At 64.2% G+C, this 13839-nt stretch carries 13 protein-coding genes; 3 read left to right on the plus strand and 10 right to left on the minus strand.

Annotation, left to right across the window (positions count from 1 at the left end; all coding sequences use genetic code 11):
• Positions 1-63 precede the first annotated feature (63 nt).
• Entirely contained in the window at positions 64-915 is an 852-nt protein-coding gene (locus tag I8J29_RS18285; RefSeq protein WP_208848957.1) for a helix-turn-helix transcriptional regulator, read from the plus strand.
• A 250-nt stretch (positions 916-1165) separates the two neighbouring features.
• On the opposite strand, the gene deoD is transcribed toward I8J29_RS18285, so the two are convergent.
• A complete protein-coding gene (gene deoD, locus I8J29_RS18290) occupies positions 1166-1879 on the minus strand; it encodes a purine-nucleoside phosphorylase (protein WP_208848958.1) in 714 nt (237 codons plus the stop codon).
• A 372-nt stretch (positions 1880-2251) separates the two neighbouring features.
• Between deoD and I8J29_RS18295 the strand changes: the two genes are divergently transcribed.
• The gene (locus I8J29_RS18295) at positions 2252-3325 is read left to right on the plus strand and encodes a lactonase family protein (protein WP_208848959.1); all 1074 of its coding nucleotides are present in this window, start codon (positions 2252-2254) and stop codon (positions 3323-3325) included.
• A gap of 170 nt (positions 3326-3495) precedes the next feature.
• Here the strand turns inward: I8J29_RS18295 and I8J29_RS18300 are convergent, their stop codons facing one another.
• The gene (locus tag I8J29_RS18300; protein ID WP_208848960.1) at positions 3496-3921 is read right to left on the minus strand and encodes a VOC family protein; all 426 of its coding nucleotides are present in this window, start codon (positions 3919-3921) and stop codon (positions 3496-3498) included.
• 452 nt (positions 3922-4373) lie between these two features.
• On the opposite strand from I8J29_RS18300, the gene I8J29_RS18305 reads away from it, so the two are divergent.
• On the plus strand, positions 4374-5777 hold the full coding sequence (locus I8J29_RS18305; protein ID WP_208848961.1) for an S-layer homology domain-containing protein: 1404 nt from the start codon (positions 4374-4376) through the stop codon (positions 5775-5777).
• 83 nt (positions 5778-5860) lie between these two features.
• Here I8J29_RS18305 and I8J29_RS18310 read toward each other — a convergent pair whose 3' ends face one another.
• From I8J29_RS18310 to gndA, 8 genes are all read right to left on the minus strand, one after another.
• Entirely contained in the window at positions 5861-6220 is a 360-nt protein-coding gene (locus I8J29_RS18310) for a DUF1304 domain-containing protein (protein WP_208848962.1), read from the minus strand.
• A 62-nt stretch (positions 6221-6282) separates the two neighbouring features.
• Positions 6283-6459, minus strand: coding sequence for a YjfB family protein (locus I8J29_RS18315; RefSeq protein WP_208848963.1), 177 nt, complete (start codon positions 6457-6459; stop codon positions 6283-6285).
• 111 nt (positions 6460-6570) lie between these two features.
• Positions 6571-7557, minus strand: a complete 987-nt coding sequence (locus I8J29_RS18320) for a zinc-binding dehydrogenase (RefSeq protein ID WP_208848964.1) — start codon at positions 7555-7557, stop codon at positions 6571-6573.
• A gap of 110 nt (positions 7558-7667) precedes the next feature.
• A complete protein-coding gene (locus I8J29_RS18325) occupies positions 7668-8129 on the minus strand; it encodes a DUF2269 family protein (RefSeq protein ID WP_208848965.1) in 462 nt (153 codons plus the stop codon).
• Between the two features lie 313 nt (positions 8130-8442).
• Entirely contained in the window at positions 8443-10380 is a 1938-nt protein-coding gene (abc-f, locus tag I8J29_RS18330; protein WP_208848966.1) for a ribosomal protection-like ABC-F family protein, read from the minus strand.
• Between the two features lie 131 nt (positions 10381-10511).
• Positions 10512-10682, minus strand: coding sequence for a hypothetical protein (locus I8J29_RS18335; protein WP_208848967.1), 171 nt, complete (start codon positions 10680-10682; stop codon positions 10512-10514).
• Between the two features lie 96 nt (positions 10683-10778).
• Positions 10779-12269 (minus strand): ABC transporter substrate-binding protein, encoded by a 1491-nt coding sequence (locus I8J29_RS18340; RefSeq protein WP_208848968.1) that lies wholly within the window; start codon positions 12267-12269, stop codon positions 10779-10781.
• A 154-nt stretch (positions 12270-12423) separates the two neighbouring features.
• Positions 12424-13836: an NADP-dependent phosphogluconate dehydrogenase gene (gene gndA, locus I8J29_RS18345; RefSeq protein ID WP_208848969.1), complete on the minus strand. Its 1413-nt coding sequence runs from the start codon at positions 13834-13836 to the stop codon at positions 12424-12426.
• Between the last annotated feature and the right edge of the window lie 3 nt (positions 13837-13839).

Below are 13839 nucleotides of genomic sequence, written 5' to 3' on the forward strand. Positions count from 1 at the left end.
GAACGGTTTATCCTAGGAGCGAGCCTCCTAGTCAAGCGTTTCCGGCGGAAGGAGCGAAGCGGCATGAAGATGAGCGACAAGGAACGGCTGCGCGAGCTCGCGCAGTTCCTGAAGACGCGCCGCGCGCGGCTGTCGCCGGAACAAGCCGGGCTGCCCGCGGGCGGGCGCAGGCGGACGCCCGGACTGCGGCGCGGCGAGGTCGCGCAGCTCGCCGGCGTGAGCGTCGACTGGTACACGTGGATGGAGCAGGCCCGCGACATCGGAATCTCGGCGCAAGTGCTGGACAGCCTGTCGCGCGCGCTCCGGCTGGACGAGCCAGAACGCCGTCATCTCTATCTGCTGGCGCTCGGGCAGCTGCCGGGCCGCAGGGAGACCGGGATCCCCGGCGTCGATCCCGCGCTTCAGCGGTTCCTGGATCTGCAGGGCGCGAGCCCGGCCTACGTCACGGACCAGCGGCTGAACGTCGTCGCCTGGAACCGGGCGGCCAGCCTGCTCTACGGTCCGTACGAAGAGCTGTCCGACCGCGAGCGCAATTCGCTCTGGCGCACGTTCACCTCGCCAGCCGTCAAAGCCCTGCTGCGCGGCAAGTGGGAAGCGCACGCCCGGCACCGCCTCGCGGTCTTCCGGGCCGGCTACGCCAACTATCCCGGCGATCCGTGGTGGGTCGCGCTGATCGAGGAATTGACCCGGATCAGCCCGGAGTTCGCGGCTTGGTGGCCGCGGCATGACGTGCTGGCCGGTCCCGAAGGCAAGAAGATCAACCATCATGCGGCGGCCGGCCGGCTCGCTTTCGTGCAGATTTCGTTTCTCGTCTCGGACGCCGCGCATCTGACGGCGACGGTCAACCTGCCGGACGACGAGGAGACGGCGGACCGGATGCGCGGGCTGCTGGAGGCGGACGGCGAAGCCCGATAGAGCGGAAGGCACAGCTTGAGAGTCCGGCCCGCCGGTCGGCACCATTCTTATGGAGCCAAGCTCCCCTGTACCTTGCCGGCGCGGCTCGCGGCACGACGAAAAACCCCCGAACGCCGGCGTTCGGGGGTTTTGCTCGTAGTCGCTCCGTTTGGCCGCGCCGCTCGGTGTCAAGCTGTTCGGCTGTTCGGCTGTTCGGCTGTTCGGCTGTTCGGCTGTTCGGCCGCTTGGCGCCGCCGCCGGCCAGCCTGCGCTACGCGCCTTGGACGGCCGCCTCGAGCGCCACGACGATCATGTCGTTGAACGTCGTCTGGCGTTCTTCCGCCGTCGTATCCGCTTCGCCGCTGAACAGGTGGTCGCTCACCGTCAGCACGGACAGCGCCTTCGCGCCGTGGCGGGCGGCGATCGTGTACAGCGCCGAGGACTCCATCTCCACCGCGAGCACGCCGTAATCGGCCAGCTTCTTGACCGGATCCATGCTTTCGCGGTAGAAGTTGTCCGCCGTCAGGATGTTGCCCACTTTGACCGCCAGCCCCTTCTCGACCGTCGCCCGGTAGGCCCGGTGCAGCAGATCGAAATCCGCGGCCGGCGCGAACGTGAAGCCCGGGAACAGCTGGTGGTTGGCCGCGGAATCCGTGGTGGCCGTCATGGCGAGAATGACGTCGCGGACCTTGACGTCCTCGCGCATGCCGCCGCACGTGCCGACGCGGATCAGCTGCTTGACGCCGTATTCGCGGATCAGCTCGTTCGCGTAGATGCTGATCGACGGCACGCCCATGCCCGTGCCCTGCACGGAAATCCGGTGCCCTTTATAGCTGCCGGTAAAGCCGAGCATGCCCCGCACCTCGTTGTAGCAGCGCGCGTCCTCGAGGAACGTTTCGGCGATGTACCGCGCGCGCAGCGGATCGCCCGGCAGCAGGATCGTTTCGGCGATCTCGCCCGGTTTGGCGTTGATATGAATACTCATTCGGAAAGCCTCCATCGTAGGTAAAGTTGGCCCAAGCATGTCCTTCATCGTCGCGATCTATGTAAGAATGCCGGATTAGCGAATCTTCGAACATCCGCCCCCTATCATAATATGAACGGGGACCGTTTACAACATGCGGCGAGCCGTCGCCGGCGAACGCGAAGAGGGGTCCGGCTTATGGCCGGAGCTCGGTCTCGACGGACGGCGAAAGCGAGCCGGTGGACGCCGGGATGCCGCGCCGGCAGCCCCGCGTGCGATCCGTCCATCCGTTCTTCGCGAACGGGGGGACTTTTCGCGTCCGGGATGCCTTTTCCCGCGAATAATGGTAAAATGCAACCGTAGAATGCCCATTCGATTTGGAGGTGCCTGACCATGGCGGCAACACAATCCTTTGCCTTTATCGGTTCTTACGCGGACGCGGACGGACCCGGCCTGTACGCGTGCGCGTACGATGCCGAGACCGGGGCGCTGACGCTGCTCGATCAAGCGGACGGCCTGCAAAATCCGACCTTCCTCGTACCCGCCGATTCCGCCCGGACCTTGTATACGATCATGGAAAGCAAGGACGCGGAAGGCCGCCGCGTCGGCGCGGCCGCCGCGTACCGGTTCGATCCGGACGCGGGCCGGCTGGAGCGCCTGAACGACGAGATCACGCTTCCGGCGACGACCTGCCACATTACGCTCGACCGGACGAACCGGTTCGCGATGACGGCGAGCTACCACGGCGGGATGATCGGCCTGTCGCCGATTTTGCCGGACGGCCGCATCGGCGCGACGTCGGACGTCCACCGGCATGAAGGCAGCAGCTTGAAGCCGGCCCAAACCCAGGCGCGCGCCCATTCGGTCATCGTCGACCGCAACAACCGCTACGCCGTCGTGTCCGACCTCGGCCTGGACAAGCTGTTCGTCTACAAGCTCGACCTCGCGGACGGGAAGCTGACGCCTCATTCCGAGACAAGCATCGCCCCGGGCTCCGGGCCGCGCCACTTCGTCTTCCATCCGGAGCTGCCGATGGGTTACGGCATCAACGAGCTGAACAGCACGATCACCGTCTACGGCTACGACGCCGAGGCGGGCGCGCTGACCGTCCGTCAGACGATCTCCACGCTGCCGGACGGGTACGCCGGGGAGAACGGCACGGCGGACATCCACCTGTCGCCGGACGGCAAGTTCCTGTACGGCTCCAACCGCGGGCACGACAGCCTCGCCGTCTACCGCGTCGATCCCGCGAACGGCCGGCTGGAGCCGGTGGAGTACGCGCCGACGCTCGGCGGCCATCCGCGCAACTTCGGCCTCTCGCCGGACGGCCGCTTCGCGCTCGTCGCGAACCGCGACGGCAACAACGTCGTGACGTTCGCCCGCGACGCCGAGACCGGCAAGCTGCGGCCGACGGGAAGCGAGCTGCAGGTGTCCAAGCCGGTATGCGTCCGTTTCGCGGCGCTGTAGTTTAAACGGCCCTGCCCCCGCCCCGCGGCTATTGGCCGGCGGACGAAACCCGCAAGCGCGGCCGTCCGTCAATCGCGTTTGCCGTCATGCGAAAGGCCGCCCGGCGTCGATCGAGTTCGACGCCGGGCGGCCTTTTGCTTTCCTCGCGCATGCGCGTTCCGTTCCGGGCGTTACGACTCGTCCGGCTCCCAGGCGGGATTCCAGACGACTTCCCACAGATGGCCGTCGGGGTCCTGGAAATGGCCGGAATACCCGCCCCAGAACGCGTCGTGCGCGGGATCGACGATCGTCGCTCCGGCCTCCAGCGCGAGCGCCATGACCCGGTCCACCTCCGCCCTGCTCCCTACGTTGTGTCCGATGGTGAATTCGGTCGGGCTCGGCGGCGCGAGCGGCAGCTTCGTCTCGTGCGCCATGTCGGACCTGCGCCAGATGGCCAGCTTCATGCCGGCCTGCAGGTCGAAGAACGCTACCGCCCCATGCTCGAATTCCGTCCCGACGATGCCCTCGGTCGCCAGGCCGAGCCCGTCGCGATAGAACCGGAGCGATCGCTCGAGATCGTCCACGCCCAGCGTCAACACCGTAATCCGCGGTTTCATCCTATCGTTCATCTCCTCTCGATCCAACTCTTCTCGTCCATCTTGCAATCGCTCTTCCCGCGCGCGCGGACGCCCGCCGGCGAGAGTTCGCGTCCGTCAACCGCTTTGCAACTGCGGTTGCTGCGGACGGCAAGCTTTCATGAACGGCCTCGCCCCTTCCCCTTATCCTGATTCGATTGTAATCCATCCCGTTCCGGAACGAAAGCGCGCTCCGTTATCCCGCGGCCGCCCCGTCCCCGCGGTTGAACGCCTCGGAAATTGGCAATTCTGCAGCAAGGAAGAAGCAGCCGCCCGGCATTGCCTCGGCGCGAAACATCGGTGTCCCGTCCGGCTCCCGAAGTCACCCGCGAAGCGCCCGACAAAATTCGCGACCGGCGCTGCAACCTTTTTGCAGATGGGCCCGTCTGAGGCTGTGTGATAGGAAAATACTACTTCTCTAGAGGTGAAAGAACATGAAGAAATCGTTCAAAATGCTGACGCTTACCGCTACCGCCGCCCTGTCGCTCACGTTCGCCAGCCAAAGCTTCGCCGCAGCCGGCTTTACGGATCTCGGCAATGACGCCGCGAAGGATAAAATCATTTCCTTGCAGGAGAGAGGACTGGTGAAAGGCGTGAGTGCCGAACTGTTCGCGCCGCAAGCGTCGATGACGGCCGCCCAAGGCGTGCAGCTGATCGTGAACGCGCTCGACCTGAACCTGGACCTTGTCCGCTTCTTCAAGGAGCCGAAAGCGAGCGACTACTTCCAGAACGCCAAGGACGACGCCTGGTACGCGGACGCGTTCATCATCGCCGCCGTCAACAACATCGGCCTGCCGGCCGACCTGAACCCGGGCAAGGTGCTGTCGCGCGAAGAATTCACGCACATGCTCATTCACGCGATGGAAGCGAGCGGCAAGCTGCCGATGGTCAATCCGGTCGTCATCGACATCAAGGACGGCGATCAAATCACGGTCGACTACTCCGGTTCGATCCAGCGCGCGCTTAGCTACGGCGTGATCGCCCTCGACAAGGACGGCCAGCTGAAGCCGAAAGCCGCCATCACCCGCTCCGAGTCCGCCGAGGAAATCTACAATGCGATCGAATACTTGAAGGCGCACCCGGGTGAAGTCGCCGACGGCACGCTGACGGCCGCGCAAGGCGCCGATCTGATCGGCGGCGCGCTGGGCGCCAAAGCCGAGCTCGGCGAAGACGTCGCGCCGGATGCCGTGCTGACGCGCGAAGCGTTCATCGACCTGCTCGTCCGCTCCGTCGAGAAGGCCGGCCAGCTGCCGCTGATCAATCCGGTCGTCGTCGACATCAAGGATCAGGACCAAATCAACGTCGTTTACTCCGGCTCGATCCAGCGCGCGATCAAATACGGCATCGTGCAGTTGAACGAAGACGGCACCTTCGGCCCGAAAACGGAAGTGACGCGTTCCGCGGCGCTTGAAGCGATCGACAAGGCGACGGCCTACCTGAAAGCCCACCAAGCGCCGGCCGAAGCGAACGCGCCGATTACCGCCGCGCAAGGCGCCGATCTGATCGCCAAGCAATTCGGCATCGCGGTCGACCTGAAGAGCTTCGACCTGAATCCGGACCAAAAGGCGACCCGCGAAGCGTTCACGCACGTCCTCGTGCAAAGCCTGCAGAAGAGCGGCAAGCTGCCGATGATCAAGGTCGCGCCGGTCGACATCAAGGACGGCGACCAACTCGACGCGCTCTACTCCGGTTCTGTGCAAACCGCGCTGAACCTCGGCATCGTCAAGCTGGACGCGGACGGCAAGTTCGATCCGAAGGCCGAACTGACCCAAGCGCAAGCGGCCGACGAAATCGCCAATGCCGTCAAAGCATTGGATAAGTACCCGCAAGCGAAATAACCCGCAACAAATAACTTGCAACTGTGCGAAAATCAAAAGAGGCTGCCCCGTGGGCAGCCTCTTTTGCGCTTGCGTCGCGCCGTTCACCGGACCAGCACGAAGATGAGCGCAATCAACGCCGGCAGGCCCTGCACGAGCCAGATCGAGCGCTTCGCCGTCGCGCCGCCGTACAGCGCGGCGACCAGGACGCAGATCAGGAAGAACAGTTCGATCGCGCGGCCGGTCGTCTCGTCCGGATGCACGAGCCCCCAGACGAGTCCCGCGGCCAGGAAACCGTTGTACAACCCCTGGTTCGCGGCGAGCGCTTTCGTCGTCTCCGCTTCTGCCTTCGTCGTGCCGAAAGCTCTCATCGCGCGCGGCGTCGTCCATAGAAACATTTCGAGCACCAAGATGTATACGTGCTCCAGTGCGACCAATCCTACGAAAATAGCGGCGAGTATCATCCATTCCTCCTCGGTATGCGGCTTCCGTCCCTCATTCTACCACGATTCTACCACGATGAGGGCTAGACGCGAATATCGAGATTGGCGCCCAAGTTCGGCTGCGCGCTCTGCTGCATCATTTGGACGAGCTGCTGCGATTGCGCCGTTGCCTGATCCTGGGCCATCTTGAGCACTTGGATGCCGACCGCCTGCGCCAGGCTGCCCTGCGCCAGCGAGATCGACAATGCCGGAATGTCCATGCGAGTCCTCCATTCTGCCGCCCGTCGTTCGGCCTGCTCCTACTATATCGGACGAAGCCGCCGAACGGTTGAATGGCCGGCACGAGCCGCGCGGGTCCGAGCCGGGGCGCGTCAAAGCACGACGACGATCTTCCCCCGGACATGCCGCTGCGAGAGCCGGGTCAGCTCGCCTGGGACCTCTTCGAGCGAGATGCGCTTCTCGATCATCGGCACGATTTTGCCGGCCGTCATCAGCGCCATGAACTGCTCCGCCATGATGCCGAGCTCGGTCTCGGCCCGTTCGTCCCCGGCCAGGTACGCGCCCGAGAGCATCATTTTGTGCACCGTGAACGTCTTGTGGGACGGCTGAAAATCGGCCACGGTCTCCGGGGCTCCCGCGATGCAGGCCAGCTGGCCGCCGAACGCGAGCAGCGACAGGTCGGCCTGCGCCGTCTGCCGGTTGATCGAATTGAGCGCGTAGTCGACGCCGCGGCCGTCCGTCAGCGCCAGGACGCGTTCGCGGACGTCCTCCGTATTGTAGTCGATCGCCGCATGGGCGCCGAGCGTCCGCACGTAGTCGAAGTTGGCGGCCGAGGCGGTCGTGATGATTTGCCCCGCTCCGAACGCTTTCGCCAGCTGGATCGCATACCCGCCGACGCCGCCGGCCCCGGCGTGAATGAGAATGGAGGCGCCCTGCTTGAGGTTCATCTTGCGGGTCAGCGCCTGATACGCCGTCAGCCCCGCGCACGGGAACGCCGCCGCTTCTTCGAACGAGAGTCCCTCCGCGATCCGGGCGGCCGCGTTCGCCTTGACGATGCCGTACTCGGCGAAGCTGCCGTTCCGGACGAAGCTGCCGTGGTAGACGACGCGGTCGCCCTCCCGCCACTGCGCGGCGCCCTCGCCCGTCTTATCCACGACGCCGGCCGCGTCCAGTCCGGGTACGAACGGGTACGTCCAGGCCGGATGGCCGTTTTTGGCCATTTTGTAATCCGCCGGGTTCAAGCTGGCGGCCTTGATGCGGACGCGGATTTCGCCCGGTCCGGGCTCGGGAACCGGCAGGTCCGCCGGCGTCAGGGTATGCGGCTCGCCGGGAGCGCGCAGAACGATCGATCTCATCATCGGAATGACTCCTTTAAAGTGATTTTCCCTCAAGCATAGCACACCGAGGCTGCTTGGAGAAAAAAATGAGATCGTTCTCATTCGCGCTCCCGCTCGGACGGACGCCGGGCTTAGAAGTTCTTGGAAACCATCAGATACAAAATGACGATCGGCAGCAGCGTCGCGGCGATGCCGAATGCGGCCCACAGGCGCGAGGCGCGCGCATACCCCTCGGTGACGCGGCCGCGCTCGACGCTCTCGGCGCTGTGCCGGATCATGGCGCGCTGCAGCGGAATGAGCACCGCCAGCCAGATGACGCCCGTCACGGCGAACAGCGCGAGCGACGCGGTCAGCCAGTTCAGGCCGTGCATGGGCAGGTGCTCGCGCGCCGCCATCCATACGCCGGAGACGATAATCAGGAGCAGCCCCGGAAGCGTGAAGGCGTAATCCGCTGCCATGACGGACTTCGTCGCGGCGTGAATCGCGGCGGGATTCTTCCCGATGTCCGCGCGGACCTTCCAGAACGCGGCCGTCACGATGTTGCCGACGAAGACGACGACCCCCAGCAAATGCAGAAGCAATAATCCGTTCATGTACGAGACCCCCAATTGGAAAATAATTGCTTACCTTCATCATACATACCGACACTCGGTTTGTAAATAAGCAAAATGGAAGGAACCTCTCATTCAAGGTCCCTTCCTTCGCCAGCGCGGTGCGGCGGCTTCGACGCGGGTGCTCCTGGGGAGCCGCGGTTCCGCCGCCGCCGTAAGACGCTTCCCGCCCGCGTCGGCTGCCGGCCGCGCTTGTCGCTTCGCTTCCGGCGCCGCGGCAACGCTCGACCGCCCGTACGGCTGCCGGCTGCGCTTTTCGCTTCGCTTCTGGCGCCGCGGCGATGCACCGCCGCCCCTAAGGCTCAAGCGCCATCCACGCCTCCAGCAGCGCGTCGAGCCGCGCCTGCAGCGCTTCGCGCTCGCGCCAGCCCGCTGCCAGTCCCGCCGCATCGCCGGCGGCATCGAGCCCGCTCAGCCGCTCGTCGGCCCCGGCCAGCTCCGCCTCGAGCGCGGCAATCTCCCGCTCCAGCTGCTCGGCCCGTTTCCCGCCGCCTTGCGCCGCCTCCGTCTTTCGGTTCGCCGGGCGCGCCGCCCCTCCCTGCGCTTCCGCCCAAGCCGTCATCGCTCGCTTCGCATCGACCGATTCAACGGGCTCCTCCGCCGAATCGGCGCGCTTGGCCCTGTAATCCTCGTAATTGCCGAGATAGGCGGCGATCCGGCCGCGCTTCAGCTCCCATACGCGCTGCGCGAGGCGATTGATGAAATACCGGTCGTGCGAAATCGCCAGCACCGTGCCCGGATACTGTTCCAGCGCTTCCTCCAGCGCCTCGCGCGAAGCGATGTCGAGGTGGTTCGTCGGTTCGTCCAGCAGCAGCAGATTCGGCGTCCGCCGAACGAGCAGCGCGAGCCGCAGCCGCGACCATTCGCCGCCGGACAGCGACGCGACCGGCTTGAAGACGTCGCCCCCGTAGAACAAATACCGGGCGAGCACGCCGCGCGCCTCCCCTTCCTCGTACGCGCCTTCGACGCGGAAATAGTCGAGGACCGTCCGTTTGCCTTCGGCCGGCGGATCCTGCTGCGCAAGGTAACCGACGTCGACGCGCGAGCCGTGCTCGATGCGCCCGCCGTCCGGCTCGGCCTCGCCCAGAAGCAGCCGGAACAGCGTCGTTTTGCCGGAGCCGTTGTCCCCGAGCAGCACGACCTTCTCGCCGTAGAGCAGGCTGCCCGACGCGCCGTCCAGGACGGCCCGCTCCCCGAACCGCTTCGCCACGCCCTCGAAGTCGAGCACGCGCTGGCCGGACCGGTCCTGGATCGACAGCGCGAACGCCGCCGTCTTCGGATCCAGCGCCGGCCGCTTAAGCACGTCCATCCGCTCCAGCGCCTTGCGGATCGACGCCGAGCGCTTGAAAAACTTCTCGTTGCCGCCGAGCCGTCCCCATTCCTCCAGCTGGCGGATCGTCTCCTTCATCTTCTTAATGACCTTCTGCTGCTCCTGGTACTGCGCGAACTGCCGAAGCAGCCGCGCTTCCTTCTCCTTCACGTACCCGGTGTAATTCGTGGGGTACGTCGACGCTTCGCCGTCCTCGAGCTCGATCATTTTCGTGCCGACGGCATCGAGGAAATACCGGTCGTGCGAGACGACGACGAAGGCGCCCTCGTACCGCCGCAGGAACGACTCCAGCCATTCGATCCCCTTCAGGTCCAAATGGTTCGTCGGTTCGTCGAGCAGCAGCAGCTCCGGACGGACGACCAGCTGGGACGCCAGCGCGACGCGCGTCTGCTCCCCGCCGGACAAGCTGCCGAACCGCCGTCCGTCGAGGCCGCGGTCGAGCCGCAGCCCTTCGGCCACCTGGTCGATCGCCGTCTCCATCTCGTAGCCGCCGCCCTGTTCGAACCGTTCCTGCGCCGAAGCGTACGCCCGCAGCAGCCGCTCCATCGCCGCGAAGTCCGCGGCCGCGTCCGGATCGGACATGCGCGCTTCGAGCGCCGCCATCTCCGCCTTCACGCCGAGCAGCTCGCGGTAGCCGTAAGCCAGCACGTCGTAGACGCGCATGGCCTCGAATTCGGCCGGAATTTGCGGCAAATAGCCGATCGTCAGCTCCTTCCGTACGGTAAGCAGGCCTTCATCGGGCTGCTCGTGTCCCGCGATCAGCCGAAGCAGCGTCGATTTCCCGCTGCCGTTGCGGCCGATCAAGCCGACCTTCTCGCCCTCGAGCAGCTGCAGCGTCGCGCCGTCCAGCACGAGCTGGGCGGCATGGTATTTTTTCAAATCCTGTATGTTCACGATCATCATGGTCAAGTCCCCCCGGTATGGTCGGAAGACCCGCCCTCGCGCGCACAAAAAAGGGCCGCGGCAACAAGCCGCGGCCCTCCTGGACAGATGCCGGACGATCGGCTCCCGGCATCGGCCGGAAGCGAAAACAATCACCCGTTCATAAGCAATCCGTTGTGGTGGAGGCAGGCGTCTTCTCGCGAATGGTCAAACGTATCGTCGTAAATGGACAGACGGATCCCGTTCGCGAAAAAAGCATGCACAATGCCAGCCATGGCAATCGGCAGCTGGCTAATGCGGGAATTGACCCATTCGTGATTCACCTACCTCACCTCCTTCGCGTAATTGGATCAAGTGTAGCATAGACGACGGGACCATGGCAACCGGCCAACCGCCCTGCCGGACGGCCGAGCTCGGCGCTACCGGGCGCCTGTGGACGCTTCGGCGGAGGAAGCGGCTCCTCCGGCTTCGCCGCCTTGCGCGCTTGCGCCGCCGCCATTGGCCTTATCCTTCGCCTGCTCCTCCATGAGCGCCGCCTTCCCCTTGGTCTGCACGGCCGCAAGGGCGGCATCGACCGATTGTTTGCCGTCGTACGCGTTCTTCAGCTCTTGTTGGGCAAGGGTCGAGAAGCGCATGTAGAACGCCTGCGGGATGTCGTCGTAATCCTGAAACGGCTTGGGCGTATTCGGCTTCAAGGCATAGAAGGCTTTGAAATTATGGTTCTCTTCGTCCTTCAAGTAAGTGGTCCGCACCGGAAAGCCGTTCGAGTGGAGCTTGGACGTGACCCTGGCGTATTCCTCGCTCGTGATGTACCGGACGAATTCCTTGGCGGCATCGGCGTTCGCGGACTTGGCGTTCACCGCGAAAATCTGCCCGACGTTCATGCTCACGCTGCCCTCCGGATTTTGCGGATCGACCGGTACCGTGACGAGATCCCAATTTTGGACGACCTTGCTTTTATCTTCAAGCCGGCTGCGTCCCTCGTTGATCTGGTCCATCAAGTAGGTGCCGTCGAGCCTCATCGCCAGCTTGCCGGCCACGAACGGATCGCGGAGCAAAAAGTCCTCGTAGGTGCTCGTCCCGCTCATGTTGTTCGGATCCTCCATGTACAGCGCCCCGGACTTGAGTCCGTCGATGGCCGTTTGGAAAATGCGCTTCCAGGAGGGCGTGTCGGCGGTGATCTGTCCGTTCGCCGGATTGAACATCGTCAGATTCTGGGCCGTTCCGATCATGGAGCCGAGCTGATAGGCGTCGACGCCGTACCCCAAGCCAAGCCCGTACACGCGTTTATCCTTCGGGCCGTCCGTCGGAAAGCGCCGGGCCAGCTCGAATAGCTGCTCCCAGGTCATCTTGTCCTGCGGAAGCGGGATGCCGTACTTCGCGAACAGATCTTTGTTGTAGAAGAGCGCTTGGCTGTAAAACGTCGGCGACAGCCCGTATACCTTGCCGTCCCCGAACGATTTCAAATAATCGAGCAGGCCCGGAATCAACGTTTCCGCGTGGTAGTCTTTCTCCGCGAGCATCGGATCGAGATCGAGCAGCTTGCCGTCCTTCGCCATGTTCGACAGCTGATCGGACGACAGCATCAGGACGTCGGGATTTTCCCGTTCGATGAAGCTTTGCAGCTCCGCCTCGGGATCCGCGACCGGCTTGTTGGAGTAATTCTGATTGGAGACGACCGTCAGCTCGACGTTCGGATGCAGCGCGGAATATACCGTGCCGAACTGATCATAGAACGATCTTTCGTCGTAGTACATGACCTTGAGGGACGAGACTTCGCTGCCCGCGTCCGTACCGCCGCCCGTCAAACTGCATCCGGACATCGTCATCGTCATCGTCGCCGCGAGAACGACGATGCCGGCCGAATGCCTTCCCGTAAACCGTTTCAACGCATTCACTCCGTTTCCCATTGGCATTTCTTCCAAACGCTACCTATTATACCACTTTAATCTACTAATATTTTCTAAATTTACCTTAAATGTTGGAGGTATGCCGCTGCCGGACAACGCGGAACGCGCAAAAAAGACGCCCGGGCACGCCGGGCGTCTCTTCTTGATCGAACGATTATTGCTCCATCCACTGGTGGTGGAACGTGCCTTCGCGGTCCACGCGTTGGAACGTGTGGGCGCCGAAGTAGTCGCGCTGCGCCTGCAGCAGGTTGGCCGGCAGCCGCTCGGAGCGGTAGCTGTCGTAGTACGCCAGCGCCGAAGCGAACGCCGGGACTGGGATGCCGTGAGACACGGCGGCGGACACGACTTCGCGCCATGCGCCTTGGTAATTCTCGACGACGCCTTTGAAGTACTCGTCGAGCAGCAGGTTGCGCAGCTCCGAATCGCGGTCGTACGCGTCCTTGATGTTTTGCAGGAAGCGGGCGCGGATGATGCAGCCGCCGCGGAAGATCATGGCGATGGCGCCGTAGTTCAGGTTCCAGTCATACGCTTCGGAAGCGGCGCGCATTTGCGCGAAGCCTTGGGCGTACGAGGCGATCTTGCTCGCGTAGAGCGCCTTGCGGACGGATTCGATGAACGCCTCGCGGTCGCCTTCGAAGCGGACCGGCGCCGGGCCGCCCAGCAGCTTGCTGGCCGCGACGCGCTCTTCCTTCATCGCGGAGAGGAAGCGCGCGAACACGGATTCCGTGATGATCGACAGCGGCACGCCGAGGTCGAGCGCGCTTTGGCTCGTCCATTTGCCCGTGCCCTTCTGGCCGGCCGAGTCGAGGATGACGTCGACCATCGGCTTGCCCGTCTCCGGATCGGTCTTGCCGAAGATGTCGGCCGTGATCTCGATCAGGTAGCTGTCCAGCTCGCCTTTGTTCCACTCGGTGAAAATGTCGTGCAGCTCGCTCGTGCTGAGGCCGAGCACGTCCTTCAGCAGGTGGTACGCCTCGCCGATCAGCTGCATGTCGCCGTACTCGATGCCGTTGTGCACCATCTTGACGTAGTGGCCCGCGCCGTCTTCGCCGATGTACGTCGTGCACGGCTCGCCGTTGACCTTCGCCGCGATCGCCGTCAGGATCGGCTCCACGAGTTCATACGCGCTGCGTTGGCCGCCCGGCATGATGGACGGGCCGTGAAGCGCGCCTTCCTCGCCGCCCGATACGCCCGCTCCGATGAAGCGGAAGCCTTTGGCCGAGAGCTCTTTGTTGCGGCGCTGCGTATCCGGGAAGAACGCGTTGCCGCCATCGATCAGGATGTCTCCCGGGCTCAGGTGCGGCAGCAGCGACTCGATCGTCGCGTCCGTCGGCTGGCCGGCTTTGACCATGATCAGGATTTTGCGCGGGACTTCCAGCGCGCTCACGAATTCCTCGACGCTGTACGCGCCGACGAAATTTTTGCCTTCGGCTTCCGCCAGCAGTTCCTTCGTTTTCTCCGGGGAACGGTTGTATACCGCGACCGAGAAGCCTTTGCTTTCGATGTTAAGGGCCAAGTTTTTGCCCATGACGGCTAGTCCGACGACGCCGATTTGTTGTTTGCTCATGGT

Source organism: Paenibacillus artemisiicola (genome assembly GCF_017652985.1).
GTDB lineage: Bacteria > Bacillota > Bacilli > Paenibacillales > Paenibacillaceae > Paenibacillus_Z > Paenibacillus_Z artemisiicola.

Bases quoted from the DNA above. Each gene is read 5' to 3' on its own strand.
- I8J29_RS18285 (WP_208848957.1), top strand. From the start codon at position 64: ATGAAGATGAGCGACAAGGAACGGCTGCGCGAGCTCGCGCAGTTCCTG.
- deoD (WP_208848958.1), bottom strand. From the start codon at position 1,879: ATGAGTATTCATATCAACGCCAAACCGGGCGAGATCGCCGAAACGATC.
- I8J29_RS18295 (WP_208848959.1), top strand. From the start codon at position 2,252: ATGGCGGCAACACAATCCTTTGCCTTTATCGGTTCTTACGCGGACGCG.
- I8J29_RS18300 (WP_208848960.1), bottom strand. From the start codon at position 3,921: ATGAAACCGCGGATTACGGTGTTGACGCTGGGCGTGGACGATCTCGAG.
- I8J29_RS18305 (WP_208848961.1), top strand. From the start codon at position 4,374: ATGAAGAAATCGTTCAAAATGCTGACGCTTACCGCTACCGCCGCCCTG.
- I8J29_RS18310 (WP_208848962.1), bottom strand. From the start codon at position 6,220: ATGATACTCGCCGCTATTTTCGTAGGATTGGTCGCACTGGAGCACGTA.
- I8J29_RS18315 (WP_208848963.1), bottom strand. From the start codon at position 6,459: ATGGACATTCCGGCATTGTCGATCTCGCTGGCGCAGGGCAGCCTGGCG.
- I8J29_RS18320 (WP_208848964.1), bottom strand. From the start codon at position 7,557: ATGATGAGATCGATCGTTCTGCGCGCTCCCGGCGAGCCGCATACCCTG.
- I8J29_RS18325 (WP_208848965.1), bottom strand. From the start codon at position 8,129: ATGAACGGATTATTGCTTCTGCATTTGCTGGGGGTCGTCGTCTTCGTC.
- abc-f (WP_208848966.1), bottom strand. From the start codon at position 10,380: ATGATGATCGTGAACATACAGGATTTGAAAAAATACCATGCCGCCCAG.
- I8J29_RS18340 (WP_208848968.1), bottom strand. From the start codon at position 12,269: ATGGGAAACGGAGTGAATGCGTTGAAACGGTTTACGGGAAGGCATTCG.
- gndA (WP_208848969.1), bottom strand. From the start codon at position 13,836: ATGAGCAAACAACAAATCGGCGTCGTCGGACTAGCCGTCATGGGCAAA.